Below are 18,838 nucleotides of genomic sequence, written 5' to 3' on the forward strand. Positions count from 1 at the left end.
GGCGCGATTATTAACGGTGCGTCAACCCGAAATACGGGCAACCCGCACGTTCACAAAGGGTCCGAAGGCGGGAACATCGAGCGCAGTAAGCGGGCAGAGAGGTCAAACTCGGGCGTAAAGCCCAACTCCACCATCGCAACCGTACTCACGCGGACGTGCATCGATTTCACGGCACCGATCAGGTGCCCGTCAATGAACCCGCGGATCGGGCGCTTACCGTTGTGGTCCAAGCTCGTGAATCCGACCGACGTCGTTTCCGGGAGCGCGACCGGCTTCCAGAAGCGCGGGCGGAACACGTTCGACCCGGCCAGTGTGAACACCGGTGCGGTCAGTGGAACCGAGGTCGCGCCCATCGCTCGAGCGTAAGCGCTCGACCCGGCGGGCGTCGCCACGAGCAACCCGTCGCCGACCACACGCGGCACCTGCGTTTTGCCGTCCACTTCGATCTTCAGCCACGCGGCTTGCCCGCTGTCGCGCTCCACCCAGGCATCGGCGAACGCGAGCGACTGCACGCGCTTGCCGTCCGGCAGCTCGGCGTCCACGCGGATCATCGGCATCCGGTACAGCACGATCTCGGTACCGTCCGGGTCCGGCGGGAGCGACTCGTTCATCAGGAACCCGAGCGTCCCCGCGTTCAGTCCCAGGAATGGGAGCCGCAACCGCCAGTAGTCGCGGATCGCCTGGAGCATCGTGCCGTCGCCCCCGAGCACGAGAATGTGCGTCGGGTCGCTCGATTCGAGCTTGCGGAACGGCTCCGCGGCCCGCAGCGCTTTTTCGCTCTTATCAGCCGTGACGATCTTCAACCGCGGCGCCCCGAGCCGCACGCGGGTTTCGCGCGGGGCGGACATGCCGGTGAACAGGCGGTAGCGCCGGATGTACTCCTCCACATCGTCGGTCACGTCGGGGCGCGGCGAACCGCCCTGGAACACGCGGAGCCGAATGTCTTCCGTAGCGACGTGCCCGTCGACCGCGACGAGCCGGCACACCGGCGGCAGGTCGGCCGGGTCGGGCGGCGCCTCGGGCGAGTGCAGCACGACGAACCGGTGACTGGTCCAGGCGTCCAACCCCAGTTCCCATTTCGTGTGAATGGCGGATTCTCCCGTGCGCCCGCCCACAACGAACTCCGCGGGGATCACGTGCCACACCTCGCCGCGGTCCGCGAGCAGATCGTTGAACGAGTAGTGGGGTGTGAATACCGCGTCGTCGAGGTCGGACAGGTCGACCGTAACCCCGGGGAGGTCGCGAAATGCAAGATCCGCCATTACCGCGCGGTGGACCGGCTTCGCGTGCTCGGTTTCCGGTGTGTCGCACCGCGGACCGGTGGGCCGCACGACGACCTCGTCGAACCCGCACCCGCGCAGGAGCGTCGCGACCCGGCGGTGGTAGGTCGTGGGTGGGTCGAAACTTCCCGTAAACACGGCCACTTTGCGCGCGGGCTTCGCGCGAGTATCACGCTCCGGTTCTTCGCGCCGCGCCGCTCGCACCACGACAGCAACAGCCGCGTCGAGGAGCGGAAACACAAGCAGTGCGGAAAGCCCTTCGGTGGGGAGAGGCTCTGTCTGAAACCCCTCCCCAACCCCTCCCCTAAACGGAGAGGGGCTTAAAACCGTCGCCGATTGCTTCGCGCTGGTTGTATTTGGTTCTGTTCCCCCTTCAGGGAGGGGGGACGGGGGGGGAGGTTCCGCCTCTACAACCTTCGCCGCAGTGCCGGGATAGAGTCGCTCCGTGACGTGCAACCCTGCTCGCGCCACATCGCCCTCAATCAGCACGGTTAACCCGAGTTCAACGGCTCTTGCAATAAACCCCGCGACGGCCGCGACGTCTGCCCCTCCGACCGCGCCCCACGCGCCCATGAGGTCATCGGTTCGGTCCGCGTCAACGGCCCGAACCCGACCCGCGACGTGCGCACTTTCCGCACCGAGCGCATCAACCGCCACCAACCTCATCCCGTCCGCGTGCGACTGTTCCGCTTCCTTCTGCCCGACTACGAACGCGGTGCGGAATTCGTCGACCGTTAGCGCCGGTTGCTTCGTGAAATCGCGCGAACCCGGGCGCACCTTGCGACTCCGGTAGCGCGGCGATTCCGGCAGCGCATCAGCCCGCGAACCGACGTCGACCAGCACCAATTCCGTGTGCGTGGACTTCGCAACGACTGCGGTCGCGGCTCCACCGTCCGCGATGTGGTGGATCGTGGTCCCGACCCGACTTTCCGCGTCCGGCCCGTGGTCGGCCGCGAACAGCACGAGCCGGCGCGGGGTCGTGACCGGTTTGAGCGCCTGCTGAACAACGCACAATCGCTCGGCCAAGTAATGAAGTGTGCCCAACCCACCGGGGGGTGAAGCGAGGTTGGCGAGGTGCGCGAGTATTTCGGCGTGAGTGGGGTGGGCCATGAAACGACATCCGCGGGCCGTGAACGGAACGTGTTGATTGTACTGGCGCGAGGCAGGGTTGTTTCTCGTCCGCTTACCAAGAAACCGAAGCAACACTGCGCGAGCGCGCACCAGTGTAAACGAAGTTTCTCCCCCCCCCGTGCGCCTGCTTTTGCGATGTCGGGTAACAGTTTTTTTGTCATTTTTACCCGCCGCGCGGTTGCGTTTCGCCAAATATAGCGCACTTATATTCACCATATCCGCTCGTAGTGAACGGATGAATCCATGAGGGCGTACCGTGCCGCTCCGACACCTGTTCATCGACATGAACTCGTTCTTCGCGTCCGTCGAACAACAGTACGATCACAAACTGCGATACCGCCCGGTCGCGGTCATCCCCACAAAGGCCGAAACGACCTCGTGCATCGCGGCGAGCTACGAAGCAAAAGCGGGCGGCGTCAAGACGGGTACACCGGTGTGGGAAGCGCGCAAGTTGTGCCCGGGAATTGTGTTCGTGACCGGGGAACACCGCCGCTACGTCACCATGCACAACCGCATTCTCGCGGCCGTGCGGAGCGTCATTCCGATCGAGAAAGTTGTATCCATCGACGAAATGTCGTGCCGACTGACCAGTGCCGAGCGCGAGCCGGAGAAAATCGCGCTCCTCGCACAGAAGATCAAAAGTGCCATCCGCACCCTCGCGGGCGACTACATGGCGTGCTCGATCGGCGCCGGCCCGAGCACACTGCTGGCGAAAGTCGCGGCCGACATGGAGAAACCGGATGGTCTGACCGTCCTCACGGACGCGGACCTGCCGTACAAGCTCCACAAGCTCCGGCTGAACGACTTTCCCGGTGTCGGCCCGCGCATGGAACGTCGGCTGAATCGGCACGGTATTTTCACGGCCGCTCAGTTCTGCGCCGCGCCCGCACAAGCGCTCGCGAAAGTGTGGGGCAGCAAGATTCACGGCGAGCGCTGGTACCGATTGCTCCGCGGTGAGGAAGTGGCCGACACCCCGACCCGGCGCCAGACCGTGAGCCACTCGCACGTTCTGCCTCCGGAATTGCGCACCGACGCGGGCGCGTATGGGGTGCTCATACGCCTCGTTCACAAGGCCGCGGCGCGGTTGCGGAAGATCAACTACTGGGCCGGTTCGATATCGGTCGGCGTGCGCTTTCTGGACGCCGACCGGGGCGACGCGGTACGGTGGGAAGAGAGCGTGCGCGTGCCGCGGTGCCGCGACACGCAGGCGTTCGTTGCGGCGGCAGCGAAGATGTGGGAGCACCGCCCGCGCGGGCGCACGCCGTTCAAGGTGAGTATGGTGCTGAGTGAACTGGTGCCGGCCCGGAGCGCGACGCCATCCCTGTTCGACGACGATCACCAGGCGGAAGATTTGTCGCACGCGATGGACGAAGTGAACGCGGAATTCGGTGCGAGTGTGGTCTATTTGGGCTCAATGTTCGGGATGCGAGACGCGGCCCCGTCACGGGTCGCGTTCACCCAAATCCCGGACTTCGATCGCCGCGTGAACTGAACCGAGCGCAACAACCCGAACACGTGCGGACCGGCGGAAGCCGGTTTTATTTTTGCGCGGTTACTTCAAGTCTTCTTCCGATCCCGGCAAGATGGGGAACAGTGAAGTACCACCGGTGCTCGCCCCCACGCGCGGGAAGAACACGCGGAACGTGGTGCCCTTTCCCGCAACGCTCTCGACGCGAATCAGCCCGCCCACGCGATCCACGACCTGGCGCACGATCGCCAACCCCAGCCCCGTGCCTTGCTTCTTGGTGGTGAAGAACGGCTCGAACATCCGGCGGCGCGTCTCGTCGTCGATGCCCCCTCCGGTGTCTGACACTTCGAGCAGCACAAAGCGGCCGAGGTAGCTGGGGTTCCCGGTCAACTTCACGGGCGCGAGGCGGATCTTGATCGTCCCGCCCTCGGGCATGGCCTCGCTCGCGTTGAGCGCGAGGTTCAACAACAGGCGCGTGAACTGGTCCTTTTCAACGAACACCTGACCGAGTTCGGCGGGCTGCGAGTACCGCAACTCGTGCCTGGAACCGACCGCCGCTTTGAGAACCGGTAAGAACTCGGCGGTGACGAGGCTCAGGTCGAGCACAGTCGGCGGTGCGACCTTCGGGCGCGCGAAATCCATCAGCCCCTTGGCGAGTGCGGCCCCTTGTTCCGCGGCCGTTACGATGTCTTGCGCCTGTTTCCGCGCGTCTTGCGGAATGTCGGTGCGCCGGCTAAGTAGCCCGCCGTACCCGAGAAACACCGACAACAGGTTGCGGAAGTCGTGTGCCACACCCGCCGCGAGTTGCTCCAGAGCCGCAGCCTTGTCTTGCGCCGCCGCGCGCTCGTCCTGTGTCAGGAACGCCGCGCGCAATTCGCGCACCTCGGCCGACTGAATCCGGAGCGCGAGCAGATCGCTGATCGAACCAACGAAGTCACGGGCCTCGGTCGTCCACTCGCGCGGGCGCCCGACGTGTTCGTGGCACACCACGCCAGTTAGTTCACCGCCCAGGAAGATACCGGCATCGAGGATCGAGCCGATACCGAGCGGCTGAAGGTACTTTGCGGCAAGGTCGGCCGTCCACGGCTCGTTCCCGACGACCTCAACGGGAACGGCCTTACGAATTGAGAGCGAAGCGAAGTAGTTGGGGAAGTCCTCGACCCGCAGGATCGCTCCGGCCGAGTGCTCGTTCTTGCCCCGCTCGAACAGGTTCGCGCAACGCAGCGCGGTGCGGTCGTCGATGAACAGCCACACCCCGACGCGCTCGACCGTGAGCGCCCCCGCGGACAGTTCGCACGCCCGCCGGAACACGGCGTCGAGCGGTTCGCTCTGCGAGAGGCGGGCGAGTTCGAGGCGGGCGACTTCGGTGGCCCGACTCGGCTCCGGAATGAGCGGTGTCGTCATTGGAGGCACGGTGCGTAATCAGCGTACAAACTGGTTTGTTACTGTACTTCACCCGGCAACAATCCGACAGTAATTTCTGTTCACATTCGGGGAGCGGTGGGACTAGCGCCCGTGAGACACACCCTAGCCCCACATCCCCACCGGCGCGGGCGTCGAGGAGAAATCGAACGGCTGGTCCGTCAACTCCTCGTGGGCGCCGCGGTCGCGGAAGATGTGTAGCACCCGGACCCGCGACAGATCATCGAACTTCGGCTCCGGGTACAGGTCCGAGCGGAACGGGTTCCCCGGCTCGTACTCGTGGATCATCGCTTTCACTTTCGGGATGCCGCGGAAGTGCATCTCCTCCGCGCGCCGCTTCCCGCCGTGAACGTCGTACAACTCGGTCAGCACGCGGAGCGCGCGCTCGAGGTTGCGGAACGTCACGCCGTCTTCCACGAAGATCATGTCCACTTGCGTGGCCCGCAGGACCGCGTGCGCGTGCTGGCGTGCGCGTGCCGGTAGCACGCGGTGGTACGCCGGTCCCACGAGGGGCGGGGCCTCTTCACTGGCCGAGTCCGCGTCCTCGCGCCCGACGCCCTCAACGAACCACCAGTGCGGCGCGAGCCAGAACCCGCCGCCCGCCGGCCCCTTGAACGCGCTCGCGCGCTTGAACAGTTTCTGCAACCCGCGGAACAACTGGCGCCGGACCTTGATCTCGTCGCGCCGGTCGAGGCGCTCCTTCACGGCCCGCAGTCCGAGGTCCGTGAGACACACTTTGAGCGGCCAGCGCGGGTTGAACTCCGTTGCTTCGGAGGCTTCCGGCCCGACGATCTCGATGCCCACCTGTCCCGCGGCACGCGGCGCCGGTGTCGCGCGCACGAACCAGGCCCACCTCCGCGCGATCCGCACGGCTTGCCGGATCACCCCTTCGTCTGCACCTGAGACGTGAAGCGTGGGTGGCGTGCGCCGAGCCGGGTCGCTACTTCGCGCGCTGACGAGTTTAACGCCCAGCACGCCCAGCACGCCCGGAAGGAGCCACGCGGTCACGGTGCCGAGGAGGGCCGTGAGGGGCATGGCGTCGTCGTGGCGCGGCACGTCGAACAGGCGCCCGCCGCACGCGGTGAGGAGCACGTCGAACGCGAGCAACGCGGTCAGCCCCACGATCACCGCCAGCGCCCGGCGCAGCGGCACCGCGAACACCGGCTGGTCGGTCGCCGAGCGCCACAATAGCGCGGCCCCGTCGGTGGTGCGCGGCAGGTACGCGAGCCACGCGACTACCGCCACGACGAGGCACAGGGCCAGCACCGGGGCCGGCGGGACGACCCAGGCGATCGTCGCGACGAACACCGCGTACCCCACAATGGCCGCGAGTTCGGCCCCGCGCCGGTCCGTGTCGCCGACCCACTCCTTCAAGCGCTTGTCGAGTACCGCGATCGGAACGAACACGCCCACGAACGTGACCGCGGCCAGTGCGCCCCAGAGGGCGATCATGAACCCGAGATAAAGCGTGTAGGAGGAATAGAACCCGACGACGCGCCAACCCAACGGGAACGCGACCCACGCGCCGGCGGCGACAAGACCCCATCCGAAAAGTAGCGCGATGACCGCGAACACGACGGGTGGGGTGCGCCGCGGGAGCGGGGGGACGCCGCGCAGGTCGATGCCGTGATCGTAGCGGAGCCACGCCGCGGACCCGGTCAACTTGCGCCCGACACCCGCGAGCCGGACGACCCACGGGAGCGGCTCGCGCCGGTGCCGCGCGGCCACGAGCCCCCCGGCCCCAATGAGTGCAAACGCCCCCAGCGCGTCGTGGAGGTCGGACGTGGCGTAGCGCCCGGCAACTTCGAGCCCGACGAGGAACGCAACGACCGCGAGCGTGAACCACCACCCGCCCGGCAGCACCCGTCCGTTTCGTGGGAAAACTGAGGTGAGCAGCTTCATGAAGTTATTTCACCACGCCACGGGGCGAGCGCCAACCGGTTCGCCCGATCCGCGCGACCGGCCGGAGAGGCGCTAGCCATTCTAGCACTCCGGGCCGAACCGATTATGGGTGGAAAGTGGAAATGTCGGCGACCGGGTTCAGGTCGCGCCGCGGAACGCAGCCCGGGCGACTGACCTCACCGGGTGTATCACCGCGCGCGGCACCTCAGAACGGGCGCGTCGATTGAGATGTACCCGTTTCACGAGTACCGGGCGCTCGATGCATCGGCGCCCGGTACTCGTGAAACGTTCAATCACCCGATCCAAACGCCGCCGTTGACGGTCGCGTCCGGGTCAAAAGTAAAGAGGCTCGGCGGCGACCCGGTCAGGGGTAGGTTGCTCCCATTAAAGGTCGTCACCCGTTCCCCCGATGACGTAATAATGTCGAGCTTCCCGTCCCCGTTGACGTCGCGCACCGCTACCCGCGTACCGGGCGTCGCGCCCGAGGTCGAAGGCGGGGAGAAGTACCCGATCCGCGTGAGCGTGCCGCTCTGTACCAGGGGCTTACCCGAGTATACAAACACAAACGGCGTCACCCCCACGGTCGAACCGAGCACGAGATCGGCCGCGCCGTCGCCGTTGAGATCCCCGGCCGCCATGTGCAGCCCGCCGCCGAACGCCCCGGTCGTGGTGAACGACTTGAACGCGGAGACGGGCGTGGCACTCGGGGCGAGCGACGTCCCGAGGAACCCGGCCACCCGCGACCCGTCGGTGTACCACGCGGACACGATCAGTTCGGCCTTGCCGTCCCCGGTCATGTCCCCCAAGGCCACCGCGGTGCGGCCCTGGAAACCGGTGCCGGTCAGTGCCGCGAAGTCCGTCAACTTGGCGTAATCGCCCCCCCGGTACACGCGCACCCGCGCACCGCCCTCGTTCGATCCCAGAGCGATGTCGGCCTTCCCGTCGCCGTTCACGTCACCGACCGCGACCGACAGCAGACCCGTATACGTGGACGGGACGAGCGCCGGTGTGGGCACGACGGCCCCGGTCGCCCCGTTGAGAACGGCCACGCGCGCCGCGGTGGTCCCGCTCCCGTTCGTCACCGCGACCACATCCGCGATCCCGTCGCCGGTCACGTCACCGACCGCGACCCGAACTTCGCCGGTGTACGTGCTCCCGAACGGGGTCGCGGTGAACCGCACCGTGCGGTTCGCGTTGTACATCGTGACCTTGGCCACCGTTCCCCCGCTCGTCCCGACCGCGAACGATTGCCCGGTAACGGGCGGTGGTGGGGGAGGAGGCGGGGAAGATGGGGGCGGGCTGGTCGCGAGTTCGTCGTGTCCGATGTCCACGCCGTTACCGCTCGGCCGCGGCGTGCCTTCGGCGTCCGTCGGGGGGCGCCGGTCGTAGTGCCCTTGTCGACTGCGGCGCTCGTCGGTTTGAGGTGGTAGTCACCGGTCGAGGGGCTCACGAACAGCGAATTCGGGTCCGCCGTGGTGAACGAGTGCGCGTCCCGGCCGGTGGCGGTGCGCCACTGGGTTAGAGAGATCGCAGTGTTACCACCGTCAACCGAGAACACATTCTCGGTGAGGTTGTAATCGCTCACGAACCCAGACAGGCTGTCCGCAGAAATCGAGATCGCCCCGCGGAACGAGTGGGCGCTATAGAGAATATTGTTCCGAACGGTGTTGGTCGTGCTCCCGTTCATGATGTTGAGCGCCCACCGCCCGGCCGACGCAACGAGAACAGTGTTGTTCTCCACCAGGTTCCTACTGGAACCCGCGGCACCGTCCTGCCGAAAAAGAGTGATACCGGCGGCGAGGGTGTTGTAGATCAGGTTGTTGCGGAACACCGAGTTCTGCACCCCGTCGGCGTTGATCGCCGACCCGCCCCCGGCCCCGTTGCTGTACAAGATGTTGTTCTCGACCAAGGCGTTCGAGATGATCCCGTCCCCGCCCTGGCTAACGTCCCCGTTCATGTGGATCCCGCACCCGCGATTCCCCCAGGACACGTTCCCGCGGATGACCGGGTTGTCGCCACTGTTGGACACGTAGATGCCGTGCTGCTGGGCCGAGCGCGACGTAACGTTGTTCTCGATCGTTAGGTTCTCGCTGAACCCGCTGAAGATGCCCCATACTGCGTTACTGTCGCAATTGTTGTTGCGAACAATGACGTCGCGGTTCAGGACCGAGCGAATCCCCGCACGCCCCGCGCCGGTGACACTGAACCCCTGAATGGTGACGTAATCGGCCCCTTCGAGGTTGATCCCGTCTGCGGTCCTGGCGTTCCGACTCGTGATTTTCGCGCCGGCCTCACCGGTGAACGTGATCCGAGACGCGGCCGTGCCGTCGGTGCTCAGGTAGAACCCGGTGTAGCTCCCCGCCCGAACCGTCACGGTGTCCCCGGCCCGAACGACATCAGCTGCGTGCTGAAGGGTCTTCCACGGGCTGGCCGCGGTTCCGGCGGCCGAATCCGATCCGGTGGTCGCGACGTAGTACGCGGCCGGAACGGCGCGTTCCTCGAGCCACTCCACCCCGAGACGGGTGGACAGACGAGCTTTCGTGCGCAAAAGCGAACCTCTTCTTTGGAGATAGAATAGGCGAACTTGACGGACGAACGCGGCGGCGAATCCCAGATGAGAAACGAAGGGGCGTACCGCGGGCTGCGAGCCGAGGGAACTTTAGAGTGGGAACGGCTACGAATCAACGTGCAGCGCGCAACGAGGACGAGTTGCGCGCCGGTAACTCCGACAGCATATAGCGCCCTAAATTTCCGAAAGTACCGAGCGTAACTCGCCGGCTAAAAAGACGGACCCGGTCACGCACACCAAATCACCCGCGGCCGTAGCGAAACGGGCCTCGCGCCACGCATCGAGAGCGGTCGCGTGGACGGTGAACGATGTGCCGGGAGCAACCGCCGCGAGGGTCGCGGCCAGTTTTTCCGGGGGCACGCACCGCGGGTTGTTGCCGTACTTCGTTAAGTAGAAGTGGTTGAAGTATCCGGCCAGGATGCGCAAAATATCCGCGAACTGTTTGTCAGACGAGACCGCGAACACCACGCGCTTCGTGGCGCTCTGCGGGAACGAGGCGCGCAGGGTGTTAACCAGAGCTTCGGCGCTCGGTACATTGTGCGCGGTATCGAGAATAACGATGGGCCGCTCGCGAACCACTTCGATGCGCGCAGGCCATTTCACGTTTGCGAGGCCGCGAGCCACGGCCCCGTCCGGGATGGGCATCCCGGTTTCACGCAGGCGCTCGACGACCGCGAGCGCGGTAGCCGCGTTCTGCACCTGGTGCGCACCGAGGAGGTTGAGAGGGGGGAGCACATCGGTCGCCTCCACCTCCCACAGCGGCGCGCCCAATTCAGCGGCTACTTCGCGAATCACCGCGCGCGGACCGGGTTGCGACACACCGCTCACCACTGGCACCCGGCGCTTGATGATCCCGGCCTTCTGATACGCAATCGCTTCGAGCGTGTTACCGAGTTGAGCCGTGTGGTCGAACCCAATGTTCGTAATGACCGATACGAGGGGGTGACACACGTTCGTACTGTCGAACCGCCCGCCGAGTCCGACTTCGAGGATCGCAATATCGACCCGCCGGCGCACGAAGTGTAAGAACCCGAGGGCCGTGCCGATCTCAAAAAACGTGGGCGAAGGGAGCGGTGTTTCCTCTTCCATCGCGCGCACGGCGGGCGCGACCTCTTCCATGCGGGCGATCATTTCCGCGTGCAAAATGGGTACGCCGTCCACCTGCATCCGCTCTTCGACGTGTTCAAGGTGCGGCGACGTGAACAGTCCGACCCGGTACCCCGCCGCGCGCAGCACGGACGCGAGCATCGCGCACGTCGAGCCCTTCCCCTTCGTCCCGGTGACGTGAACCAGGCGCAGCCGGTCTTGCGGGTCACCCAGGCGCCGAAGAAGTGCGTGCATGCGCTCCAACTTGAGGTCGAGCGGCCCGGCCGACCGTACCTCGTAGTTGATGCGCCCGTACCAGAATGAAATGGCCTCGTCGTAGGTCATCCTGTTACCCCGATCCCGGCGCGGCAGAATGCCGAACCGGGTCGGGGACAAGATAGGAACTTGGACGATAATCGGGGGCGATCTCTAGTCAAGCTTACCGATCAGCCTGTTTCGCGCTGGGTCAGGTACAGTGGTTGGTTAAGCCAGCCTCGTCTACCAGTCGGCCTTGCTCACCCTGCCGATCTCCCACCAGTAGAGGTCACCGTCGAAAGTGAAGTAATACCCTAGTTGGATGTGATCACCGTGGTCTTCGATGTCGATCCCCTCGGTTCGACTCGACGAAGCGGCTGTAACGCTGAAGGTGGTTTTGCCCACATACAGCCGCTCGCTTCCGTCTCGATCTCGATGGAACTCGACTTCAAAGTCCGCGTTCTGATCGAGGGGACGTCTTTCGGATTTCCAGGAGCGCGACTCACCAATGGGTATGTCTTCGTAGTGCGGTTGCTGGTGCGTGTGTCCGGTCCAAATTGTATGCAGGTACCGGTCAGTTTGATTGTTCAGGTGCAGATACCGCCTAGTTCCCTGGATATCGACCCGACGAGCCTGCTTGGGCAGATCTTGCGGTGATTGTTGCTTTGCTTTGGTGTCCATCTCGATCTCCCGCCGCAGGTTCGGTTTCAGTTGGGGTTCGTTGCGGCGCCAAGCGGCCCAACTTGCAATCAGCCGACCCGAATAGGTCTGGCTCCGCCCACTCAGACCGACTCGAGTCACTTGAATTTCTCGAAGTGTCTGCCGGTTGCGTTAGGCTGATGGAAAGTTATTCTCCTTCTCCCATTTGCACGAGCCACTTAAACTAGGGAGTGTCATTCCTTTCACGGGCGCCCGAGTAAGTCATGCCGTCTTCCGCACTTCGGCTCCGCGACCTACGCTCCATCTACGAACTCGTTCACGAGTGCCGCGCCCTCGGCGACGAACCCGGCACGTGGCGCCGGCACTGGTTCGCGCGACTCGGGGCGCTCACGGGCGCCGATATCATCGTCGGAGGGGAGTTCGCAGAGTGCCTGGGGCCGCGCCCCCGCGCCCTCGGCACGACCGAGTGGGGGTGGACCAACGGGTTCGATCGAGGGGCGTGGATGCGGGCGCTCATCGAATTCGGTGAAGACCCGAGCTTTTCGGAAATGCTGGTCGCCTACTTTGCTCGCCTCCAGCGCGACGACGGCCTCTGCGCGAGTCGCACGGAACTGTTACAGGACGCAAACTGGTACCGGTCCCGGTACTATGAAGTGATCCACCTCGGAATCGGGGTCGACCACACTTTGCAGTGCTACCGGTCACTTCCCGGGGCGCCGACCGAGTTTAATTCTGTCACACTCGGGCGCGCGGCCGGAGAAAAGGACTTCACCGCGAGGCACAAGGCGCTCGTTCAGGAAGCTCATGCGGTGCTGGCGCCGCTCGTTGGCAACGCACTGGCTCGGTTCACGGAACCCTCGCCTTCTGACCTCGCACCGCGGGTCCGGGAGGTGCTCCGGTGTCTGTTGGAGGGTGACTCGGATAAGCAAATTGCAGCGCGACTGGGAATCAGCAAGTACACCGTTAATCAGTACGTCAAAGTGATTTTCAGCCATTTCGGAGTGACGACACGGGCCGAATTGCTCGCCCGGTGGATTCGCCGCGGATGGGGCAACGGGTGCGCGTGGGTCAATGACAACGGCCACGCACCAAAGTAGTGCGTGGCCGTCGTTCCATCACCGGGTCTCAGCCCTGGACCGGCATGCACACCTGTTCGAGCAGCTTCTCGCCCTTCTCCTGAATGATGTCCGCGAGATTGGGCAGCGGTGCGCCTTCGGGGAGCGACTCGCGCACGGCCGCGAGCCAGCGCGGGAAGGCGTACATCTGCGCGAACCCGTCGAGCGACACCGGTTCCAGGCGCGTGTGCTTTCCACGGCGCTCCGCGTCCTGGAGCAGCGTCTTGCTCTTACCGGTCGTCGCGATGTCGTCCTCGGGGCGGAGCAACACGAGCAGATCCACCACCGCCGGCTCCGTATCCAGTACCGCGAGCTTCACTTCCAGGTCTTTCGGCTTCCCGGCCCCGCGTGCAAGGAACAGGCCCAGCCCCATCCGCCACGGCTGGGCGTCTTTGCAGGCCCAGTGCGCGATCGTGACAACACCGTAAGTCGGGTGCTCGCCATACGACCATTCGTTGACGACGTGCTGGAGGCGCCACGGGCCGACCTTCACCCCGTGCTCGTGGCACACACTCAGGAACGCCCCCAGCCCCGCCTGAAGCTCGCGCGTCGCGCCCGTGAGGGCGCCTTCCGGTTCGAGCTTCCGCCGGGCCGCGCGCTGCTCCTGTTCCCACAACTCGACCAGCGCCGCGTGGCTGTCACGCGCCACCGCCGGTCCCGTGGCCGCGACCGAAACGGCCGGCTTCACCACAGTGGCGGGCGATAAGTTTGCGGGTACCGCTGACGGAAAGGGAGCCGCGGCCGGCACCTCCGGGGCGGCTGCCACAACCGTGGGGGCTTCAGCTTGAACGACGGGCGGTGCGGGCGGTTCCGGCACTTCAACAACCGGCCCACTGACCGTGACGCTTTCTTCGACGTTTTCTTCCAGATCCACGGCGACGGCCATTGGTACGTCGTCGGTGACTGCCGGCGGGAGCATGAGAAGCGGCGCGGGCGATACAATTTCCGCCACAGGCGGCTCGTCCGCGGGGGTGTCGGCCGGCGTTTCGATCACCTCCACGTGCTTGATCGTCAGTGTCGAGAGCGGTGGGGGAACATCGTCTTCGTCGCGCCCGAGCAGTGCCGCGATCCGGCTCACGGGGTCATACGAAACGGGCAATTCCGGCAACTTGGGTTCGATGACCGGCGCGGGCAGCGCCGCCGGCATTGCGGTGATCTCCGCGGCCACATCGAATCGCCCCGCGGGCAGTTCCGGCTCCGTATCCAGTTGACTCGGCTCGACCTCAACAGCCTTCGCTGGAGTCGGTTCCGAAACCCGGGCCACTGGCACCTGGGCATCGTCCGGGCCGTACACCACGTGATCGAACAGGTGGCGGAACTGCTGGAGCATATCGCGGAGCGTCGGCTCGGTGCGCGCGATGCGCGTGATCTGCTCGTCCACGAACGGGAAGATTTCCGAAACCAGCTCGCCGGCGGGGAGTTCGCCCAGGCAGGGCCGCAGGCGCGCTTCGACCACCCGGCGCACGAGGTCCGCGGGCGGCGCTTCGAGCCGAATGGCCTTCACGGTGCCGTGCTTCGGCACGTGAACCGGGTTGTTCAACCGGTCCTGAATGTAGCCATCGAGTGAGGGCACGAAGCGGTTCCACAACCCGCGCTCGGCGAAGATCAGGAAACACAGCCCGTCGATCTGGTGCATCACCTGAACGATGCCCGCGAAGAACGCCTCCGCGGTGCGGTGGGCGTCGTCCGTCCGGCGCGCCAGGAGCAGGTCTTCGAGCTGGTCGAACGCGACCACCACCGGCGTCTTCAGGCTGCGGAACACTTCCGTCAGCACCTTGAAGAGCGCGAGCACGAGATCCTGCCGCGTGGGGCGGACGTGGAACTCCAGTTCCGCGAACCCGTAAGTGAGGAAGTTCGCGAGTTCGCTCTCGTCGCGCAGGAGGGCCGCCTTCGCGAACCCCTGGAAGATGTGCCGGCGCATGAGCCCGGCGGTGTTGTGCGCCTCGTTCTTCTGAATGTGCGTGCAAACGAGGTCGAACGCCTTCTGCGGCGTCAGCCCCGCGTCCGTGAGCGCCTGCGCGACCGGCGTGGGCATCCGGGCGAAGTTCGAGTACCCGCTCAGGTTCTCCGCGAGCCACTCGGCCCGTTCGCGGGCCTGTTGCGTTCCCAAACCGAGCCGGCGCGCCCACCGGCCGAGGCCCGGGGGCGGGAACAGTTCGACCTTCTCCTCATCGGACAGTTCGCGCAGGGCGACCCCGAGCTGGCGCCGGACGAGTTGGTCACCAATGAAATCGAGGGGCCGCACGCCCTTCTGCTTCCCGCCACCGAGGAGCGTATCGATGATCTGGAACAGCAGGTATTCGAGGAAATCCGAGTCGCGCTGGTACACGCCCGGCGTGACGAGCAGTTGCCACTGACCGCCCACGCCGTGCTTAATGCTGTGGAGCAGGTGCGTCTTACCCGCCCCCTTGTTCCCCAGGATGGGCACGACCTCGCTGTGCGTCTGCGGGTCGTAGCGGTACAGGTCGATGATCGCGTGCAGCAGGTCGCGCTCGGCCGCAAACAGTTCCGGCACGTGGAACCGTGCGCACACTTCGTCGTCCGGGTTACGAGCGAAGTAATTGCGGAACGGGTTCCCCGCGCGCTTCAGGACGTCGCGGGTGCGGCCGGTGAGTGTCGGTTCGGGCGCGAGAGCTGTAGCGTTCATCCTTGAACCTCCGGTAGTAGGAAGAGAAGCGGGCACGGCCGCAACTCACCCGATCCCATTCCTGTCCGAATCCTACGAACGAAGCGAAGCGTAATAAGCGATCCCGTGGCCGATGAGCAGGGCGTATTGCGGTTCCGGGAGGGCGTAAAGCGGGCCGGCCCACGCGGTGAACGACACGGCTCCATCCGCGTGGAGTTGACGCAGGCAGTCGTGGAACGCCCCGATCGTGAGCGAGTCCGTCAGCGCGAGAGCACGAAACAGTTCCGGCAGCGGGCAGTCTGTGGGACCGGAGCGGTCCGCGAGGTACGCGAGTACCGCCGGCGCGAGGGTGGCGGGCATTTCGAGAACGGCGGTGGCCTCGGGCAGCAATCCCTCCCCAACCCCTCCCCTAAACGGAGAGGGGCTGAAATCCAGCGCTGAGGGGGCGCTTGGCTCTGGCTCTGCTCCCCCTTCCTTTTTAGGGAAGGGGGCTGGGGAGTTAGGTTCTTGGATCTTCGCCGCTGTCACACTCGGCAGAACACGGGCGACGGCATCTTTCAGCCCCTGCAAACTGTCCGCCATCCGGCGCGCGGTAGAGAGCAATTCGCCGATCTCACCCTGCCGGGCTTCGAGCACGCGGACAAAGTCTTCGAGTACCTGTTTCGGGTTCACGGCCGCGAGCAGGAATTCCCAGCCCTTTTCGGTCAGGCCGTAGAGGTCGCGCGGAGTTTTATTTTTCGCGTCGGTGCCGACGATTCGCACGAGATCGTCCGCGAGGCACTTCTGGGCCGCGGGTTTGGCACTGGAAGCGTTTGGGAACAGGCCCGGCTCGGTCTTCCCCGCGAACAGCGGTAAGCCGATCGGCTCCGCGGCGCAGCGCCCGAGCGCGTCCAGGATTTGTTGCGTGAGCTTATCGGCCACGGTTCCGCTTCCGTGCGGGGGCAAAAAACTGATTCGCGCTAGATGCTACGCGGAACCGGAGTCGCGTTGCAACCCCGACTCGGGTGCGTCATGATTGGCGCGTAGGCTTTCAAATAAGTTGACGCAGGAGGAAGCACATGACCACCAAAAGCCTGGCGGCACTCGCGCTCGCCGCGGTGCTGGGCTGGAGCGTTCCCGCGCGGAGCGCGGACGAACCGAAACTGCCGAACGTGAAGGCGTTCGACAAGCTCGTGATCGACACGCTCCGCACCGTGCATAACAAGGGCGCGGACCTTTACAACGAGGGCAAAGACTTCACGGGCGCGTACCGGATCTACCAGGGGGCGCTCATGACCGTGCGCCCGCTGCTCGCGCACCGGCCGGATACCCAGAAGATCATCGACACCGGACTCGACAACGCGGAAAAGGAAGCCGACGTGTCGCGCAAGGCGTTCTTGCTCCACGACACGATCGAGGGCGTGCGCAAGAACCTGAAGGCCGCGATCAGCGACACCAAACCCATTCAGCCAACGAAGAAACCGGAAGAGAAAGCACCTGACGAGCCGAAGAAAACCGACCCGCCGATGAAGAAAGTGGAAGAACCGGCGAAGAAAGCCGACGAGTCGAAACCCGCTCCCCGCCCCATCGCTCCCACACCAAAAGAAGTGAAGCCGAAGTAAGTGTGATGCGGGCCTGAATGAAATTCAGGCCCGCGATAGTACGGCGCATCTCACATAAGGGCACCATGTCCAGTAACGAACCCGTTCCCGGCCGGTATCGTCACTATAAGGGCGGCGAGTACGAGGTCGTCGGTATCGCCCGACACAGTGAAACGGACGAGCTACTCGTCGTGTACAAGCCGCTTTACAACGCCACCGGATTGTGGGTGCGCCCGCGCGCCATGTTCCTCGAAACGGTGAACCACAACGGCGCGACCGTTCCGCGCTTCGCTTATATCGGCCCGAACCCGTCATGACCGCCCTCATCGGAGCACTTGCCGCTGTTCGTCGTGCCATCGAACGGGTGGCCGCGACCGATGCGACCGTACTCATCCTCGGTGAAACCGGCACCGGCAAGGAACTCGTTGCGCGGGCACTACACGAGCAGAGCCGCCGGGTACGTGGAGCGTTTGTGCCGGTCAACGGCGCCGCGCTGGTGCCGGCCCTCGTCGCGAGTGAATTGTTCGGCCACGAATCGGGCGCGTTCACGGGCGCGGTAAAGCGCCGTATCGGGCGCTTCGAGCAGGCGCACAACGGCACGCTCTTTCTCGATGAGGTGGGCGATCTCGCGGCCGATGTCCAGGTGGCGCTACTCCGTGTGCTTCAAGAGGGCATCGTTGAGCGGCTGGGAGGCGGTGACGCGATTCCCGTCAGCGTCAGGCTCGTCGCTGCGACAAACCGCGACCTCGCAGCCGAGGTACGCGCCGGCTCGTTTCGTGCTGATCTCTTCTACCGGCTGAATGTGTTTCCGATCACGCTTCCTCCGCTGCGCGAGCGCAAAACCGATATTCCGGCGCTCGCGGCCCACTTTCTCGCGCACTTCGCGGAACGACACCGCCGCCCCACAACAACCATCTCGGCCCGAGCACTACGCACGCTCGACGCCCACGACTGGCCCGGCAACGTGCGCGAGTTTCAGAACGTGATCGAGCGCGCGGTGATCGTGAGTGACGGTACCGAACTCGTGGTCGATCCCGCGTGGCTCGCGACCACTTCGCCGGTGGAGACCGCGCGCACGTGGGCCGAGCAAGAGAAGGCCCGTATCCTCGCGGCCCTGAAAGCCGCGGACGGGCGCATTTACGGTCCCGGCGGCGCCGCTCAGCGGCTCGGACTGAAGCCCACCACGCTTTACGGCAAGATGCGCAAACACGGCCTCACGCGCGACGGTGGCGGCACGTGACCGCACTTCGTCGCGCGACCAAATCGCGTCATGGGTCTCACGTCGAAACACTGGTTTTCCAGCACATTTCGCCCGGCACGCGACATGCAATTCGGCCTGGCGGTTCTTTTCATTTGAATCAGGAGTGCTGTGATGGCGCACGTTGTAACCGCCCCTTGCGTGGGGTGCAAGTACACGGATTGCGTGGTGGTGTGCCCGATGGAATGCTTTTACGGAGACGAACAACAACTTTACATCGATCCGAACGACTGTATCGATTGCGGAGCGTGTTTTCCGGAGTGCCCGGTTGAAGCGATCTTCCTCGACGCCAACGTACCCGCGAAGTGGTCGGGTTTCGTGCAACTCAACGCCGACCGCGTGGAGGTGCTCAAACCGCTCGGTGCGCGCGTCACGGAAAAGATAAGCCGGTAAGTATTGCGAAGTTATCCGAAGCTTTCGACCTCACGGACCAAGACTTCGTGAGGTCGGGTCATTGAATAACAAGCGCAAGCTCTGCCCGCAGCA

15 protein-coding genes are annotated in these 18,838 nt (G+C 65.0%); 6 read left to right on the forward strand and 9 right to left on the reverse strand.

Features of this window, described 5'->3' with window-relative positions:
• Positions 1 to 50: 50 nt before the first annotated feature.
• Positions 51 to 2,390, reverse strand: coding sequence for a nicotinate-nucleotide--dimethylbenzimidazole phosphoribosyltransferase (locus VT84_RS31750; RefSeq protein ID WP_162271905.1), 2,340 nt, complete (start codon positions 2,388 to 2,390; stop codon positions 51 to 53).
• 277 nt (positions 2,391 to 2,667) lie between these two features.
• Here VT84_RS31750 and VT84_RS31755 point away from each other — a divergent pair, with 277 nt between their 5' ends.
• Positions 2,668 to 3,903, forward strand: a complete 1,236-nt coding sequence (locus VT84_RS31755; RefSeq protein ID WP_157470062.1) for a DNA polymerase — start codon at positions 2,668 to 2,670, stop codon at positions 3,901 to 3,903.
• 60 nt (positions 3,904 to 3,963) lie between these two features.
• On the opposite strand, the gene VT84_RS31760 is transcribed toward VT84_RS31755, so the two are convergent.
• The 6 genes from VT84_RS31760 to VT84_RS31785 form a co-directional block, all read right to left on the reverse strand.
• Positions 3,964 to 5,283, reverse strand: coding sequence for an ATP-binding protein (locus VT84_RS31760; RefSeq protein WP_052557332.1), 1,320 nt, complete (start codon positions 5,281 to 5,283; stop codon positions 3,964 to 3,966).
• 123 nt (positions 5,284 to 5,406) lie between these two features.
• Entirely contained in the window at positions 5,407 to 7,203 is a 1,797-nt protein-coding gene (locus VT84_RS31765) for a hypothetical protein (protein ID WP_157470064.1), read from the reverse strand.
• 293 nt (positions 7,204 to 7,496) lie between these two features.
• Positions 7,497 to 8,405: an FG-GAP repeat domain-containing protein gene (locus tag VT84_RS31770; RefSeq protein WP_082842338.1), complete on the reverse strand. Its 909-nt coding sequence runs from the start codon at positions 8,403 to 8,405 to the stop codon at positions 7,497 to 7,499.
• A complete protein-coding gene (locus tag VT84_RS31775; protein ID WP_162271906.1) occupies positions 8,315 to 9,751 on the reverse strand; it encodes a nitrous oxide reductase family maturation protein NosD in 1,437 nt (478 codons plus the stop codon). Before VT84_RS31775 ends, VT84_RS31770 begins: the two co-directional genes overlap by 91 nt.
• Positions 9,752 to 9,946: 195 nt before the next feature.
• Positions 9,947 to 11,203 carry a bifunctional folylpolyglutamate synthase/dihydrofolate synthase gene (locus tag VT84_RS31780; protein WP_082842340.1) on the reverse strand — a complete coding sequence of 419 codons (1,257 nt, stop codon included), beginning with the start codon at positions 11,201 to 11,203 and terminating at the stop codon, positions 9,947 to 9,949.
• 153 nt (positions 11,204 to 11,356) lie between these two features.
• Entirely contained in the window at positions 11,357 to 11,794 is a 438-nt protein-coding gene (locus VT84_RS31785) for a hypothetical protein (RefSeq protein WP_052557339.1), read from the reverse strand.
• A 242-nt stretch (positions 11,795 to 12,036) separates the two neighbouring features.
• Here VT84_RS31785 and VT84_RS31790 point away from each other — a divergent pair, with 242 nt between their 5' ends.
• Positions 12,037 to 12,870, forward strand: a complete 834-nt coding sequence (locus tag VT84_RS31790; RefSeq protein WP_082842341.1) for a helix-turn-helix transcriptional regulator — start codon at positions 12,037 to 12,039, stop codon at positions 12,868 to 12,870.
• 28 nt (positions 12,871 to 12,898) lie between these two features.
• Here the strand turns inward: VT84_RS31790 and VT84_RS31795 are convergent, their stop codons facing one another.
• Positions 12,899 to 15,535: a hypothetical protein gene (locus VT84_RS31795; RefSeq protein ID WP_082842342.1), complete on the reverse strand. Its 2,637-nt coding sequence runs from the start codon at positions 15,533 to 15,535 to the stop codon at positions 12,899 to 12,901.
• A 72-nt stretch (positions 15,536 to 15,607) separates the two neighbouring features.
• Positions 15,608 to 16,435 (reverse strand): hypothetical protein, encoded by an 828-nt coding sequence (locus VT84_RS31800; protein ID WP_082842343.1) that lies wholly within the window; start codon positions 16,433 to 16,435, stop codon positions 15,608 to 15,610.
• A 137-nt stretch (positions 16,436 to 16,572) separates the two neighbouring features.
• On the opposite strand from VT84_RS31800, the gene VT84_RS31805 reads away from it, so the two are divergent.
• The 4 genes from VT84_RS31805 to VT84_RS31820 all read left to right on the forward strand — a co-directional run bounded on the left by VT84_RS31805 (position 16,573) and on the right by VT84_RS31820 (position 18,745).
• Entirely contained in the window at positions 16,573 to 17,115 is a 543-nt protein-coding gene (locus VT84_RS31805) for a hypothetical protein (protein WP_082842344.1), read from the forward strand.
• Between the two features lie 65 nt (positions 17,116 to 17,180).
• Positions 17,181 to 17,411, forward strand: a complete 231-nt coding sequence (locus tag VT84_RS31810; protein WP_082842345.1) for a DUF1653 domain-containing protein — start codon at positions 17,181 to 17,183, stop codon at positions 17,409 to 17,411.
• Positions 17,408 to 18,334, forward strand: coding sequence for a sigma-54 interaction domain-containing protein (locus VT84_RS31815; protein WP_082842346.1), 927 nt, complete (start codon positions 17,408 to 17,410; stop codon positions 18,332 to 18,334). Before VT84_RS31810 ends, VT84_RS31815 begins: the two co-directional genes overlap by 4 nt.
• Positions 18,335 to 18,466: 132 nt before the next feature.
• On the forward strand, positions 18,467 to 18,745 hold the full coding sequence (locus tag VT84_RS31820) for an indolepyruvate ferredoxin oxidoreductase subunit alpha (RefSeq protein ID WP_082842347.1): 279 nt from the start codon (positions 18,467 to 18,469) through the stop codon (positions 18,743 to 18,745).
• Positions 18,746 to 18,838 lie beyond the last annotated feature (93 nt).

This window comes from Gemmata sp. SH-PL17, from assembly GCF_001610855.1.
Classification (GTDB): Bacteria; Planctomycetota; Planctomycetia; order Gemmatales; family Gemmataceae; genus Gemmata; species Gemmata massiliana.

Bases quoted from the DNA above. Each gene is read 5' to 3' on its own strand.
- VT84_RS31750 (WP_162271905.1), bottom strand. From the start codon at position 2,390: ATGGCCCACCCCACTCACGCCGAAATACTCGCGCACCTCGCCAACCTC.
- VT84_RS31760 (WP_052557332.1), bottom strand. From the start codon at position 5,283: ATGACGACACCGCTCATTCCGGAGCCGAGTCGGGCCACCGAAGTCGCC.
- VT84_RS31765 (WP_157470064.1), bottom strand. From the start codon at position 7,203: ATGAAGCTGCTCACCTCAGTTTTCCCACGAAACGGACGGGTGCTGCCG.
- VT84_RS31770 (WP_082842338.1), bottom strand. From the start codon at position 8,405: ATGTACAACGCGAACCGCACGGTGCGGTTCACCGCGACCCCGTTCGGG.
- VT84_RS31780 (WP_082842340.1), bottom strand. From the start codon at position 11,203: ATGACCTACGACGAGGCCATTTCATTCTGGTACGGGCGCATCAACTAC.
- VT84_RS31785 (WP_052557339.1), bottom strand. From the start codon at position 11,794: ATGGACACCAAAGCAAAGCAACAATCACCGCAAGATCTGCCCAAGCAG.
- VT84_RS31790 (WP_082842341.1), top strand. From the start codon at position 12,037: ATGCCGTCTTCCGCACTTCGGCTCCGCGACCTACGCTCCATCTACGAA.
- VT84_RS31795 (WP_082842342.1), bottom strand. From the start codon at position 15,535: ATGAACGCTACAGCTCTCGCGCCCGAACCGACACTCACCGGCCGCACC.
- VT84_RS31805 (WP_082842344.1), top strand. From the start codon at position 16,573: ATGACCACCAAAAGCCTGGCGGCACTCGCGCTCGCCGCGGTGCTGGGC.
- VT84_RS31810 (WP_082842345.1), top strand. From the start codon at position 17,181: ATGTCCAGTAACGAACCCGTTCCCGGCCGGTATCGTCACTATAAGGGC.
- VT84_RS31815 (WP_082842346.1), top strand. From the start codon at position 17,408: ATGACCGCCCTCATCGGAGCACTTGCCGCTGTTCGTCGTGCCATCGAA.
- VT84_RS31820 (WP_082842347.1), top strand. From the start codon at position 18,467: ATGGCGCACGTTGTAACCGCCCCTTGCGTGGGGTGCAAGTACACGGAT.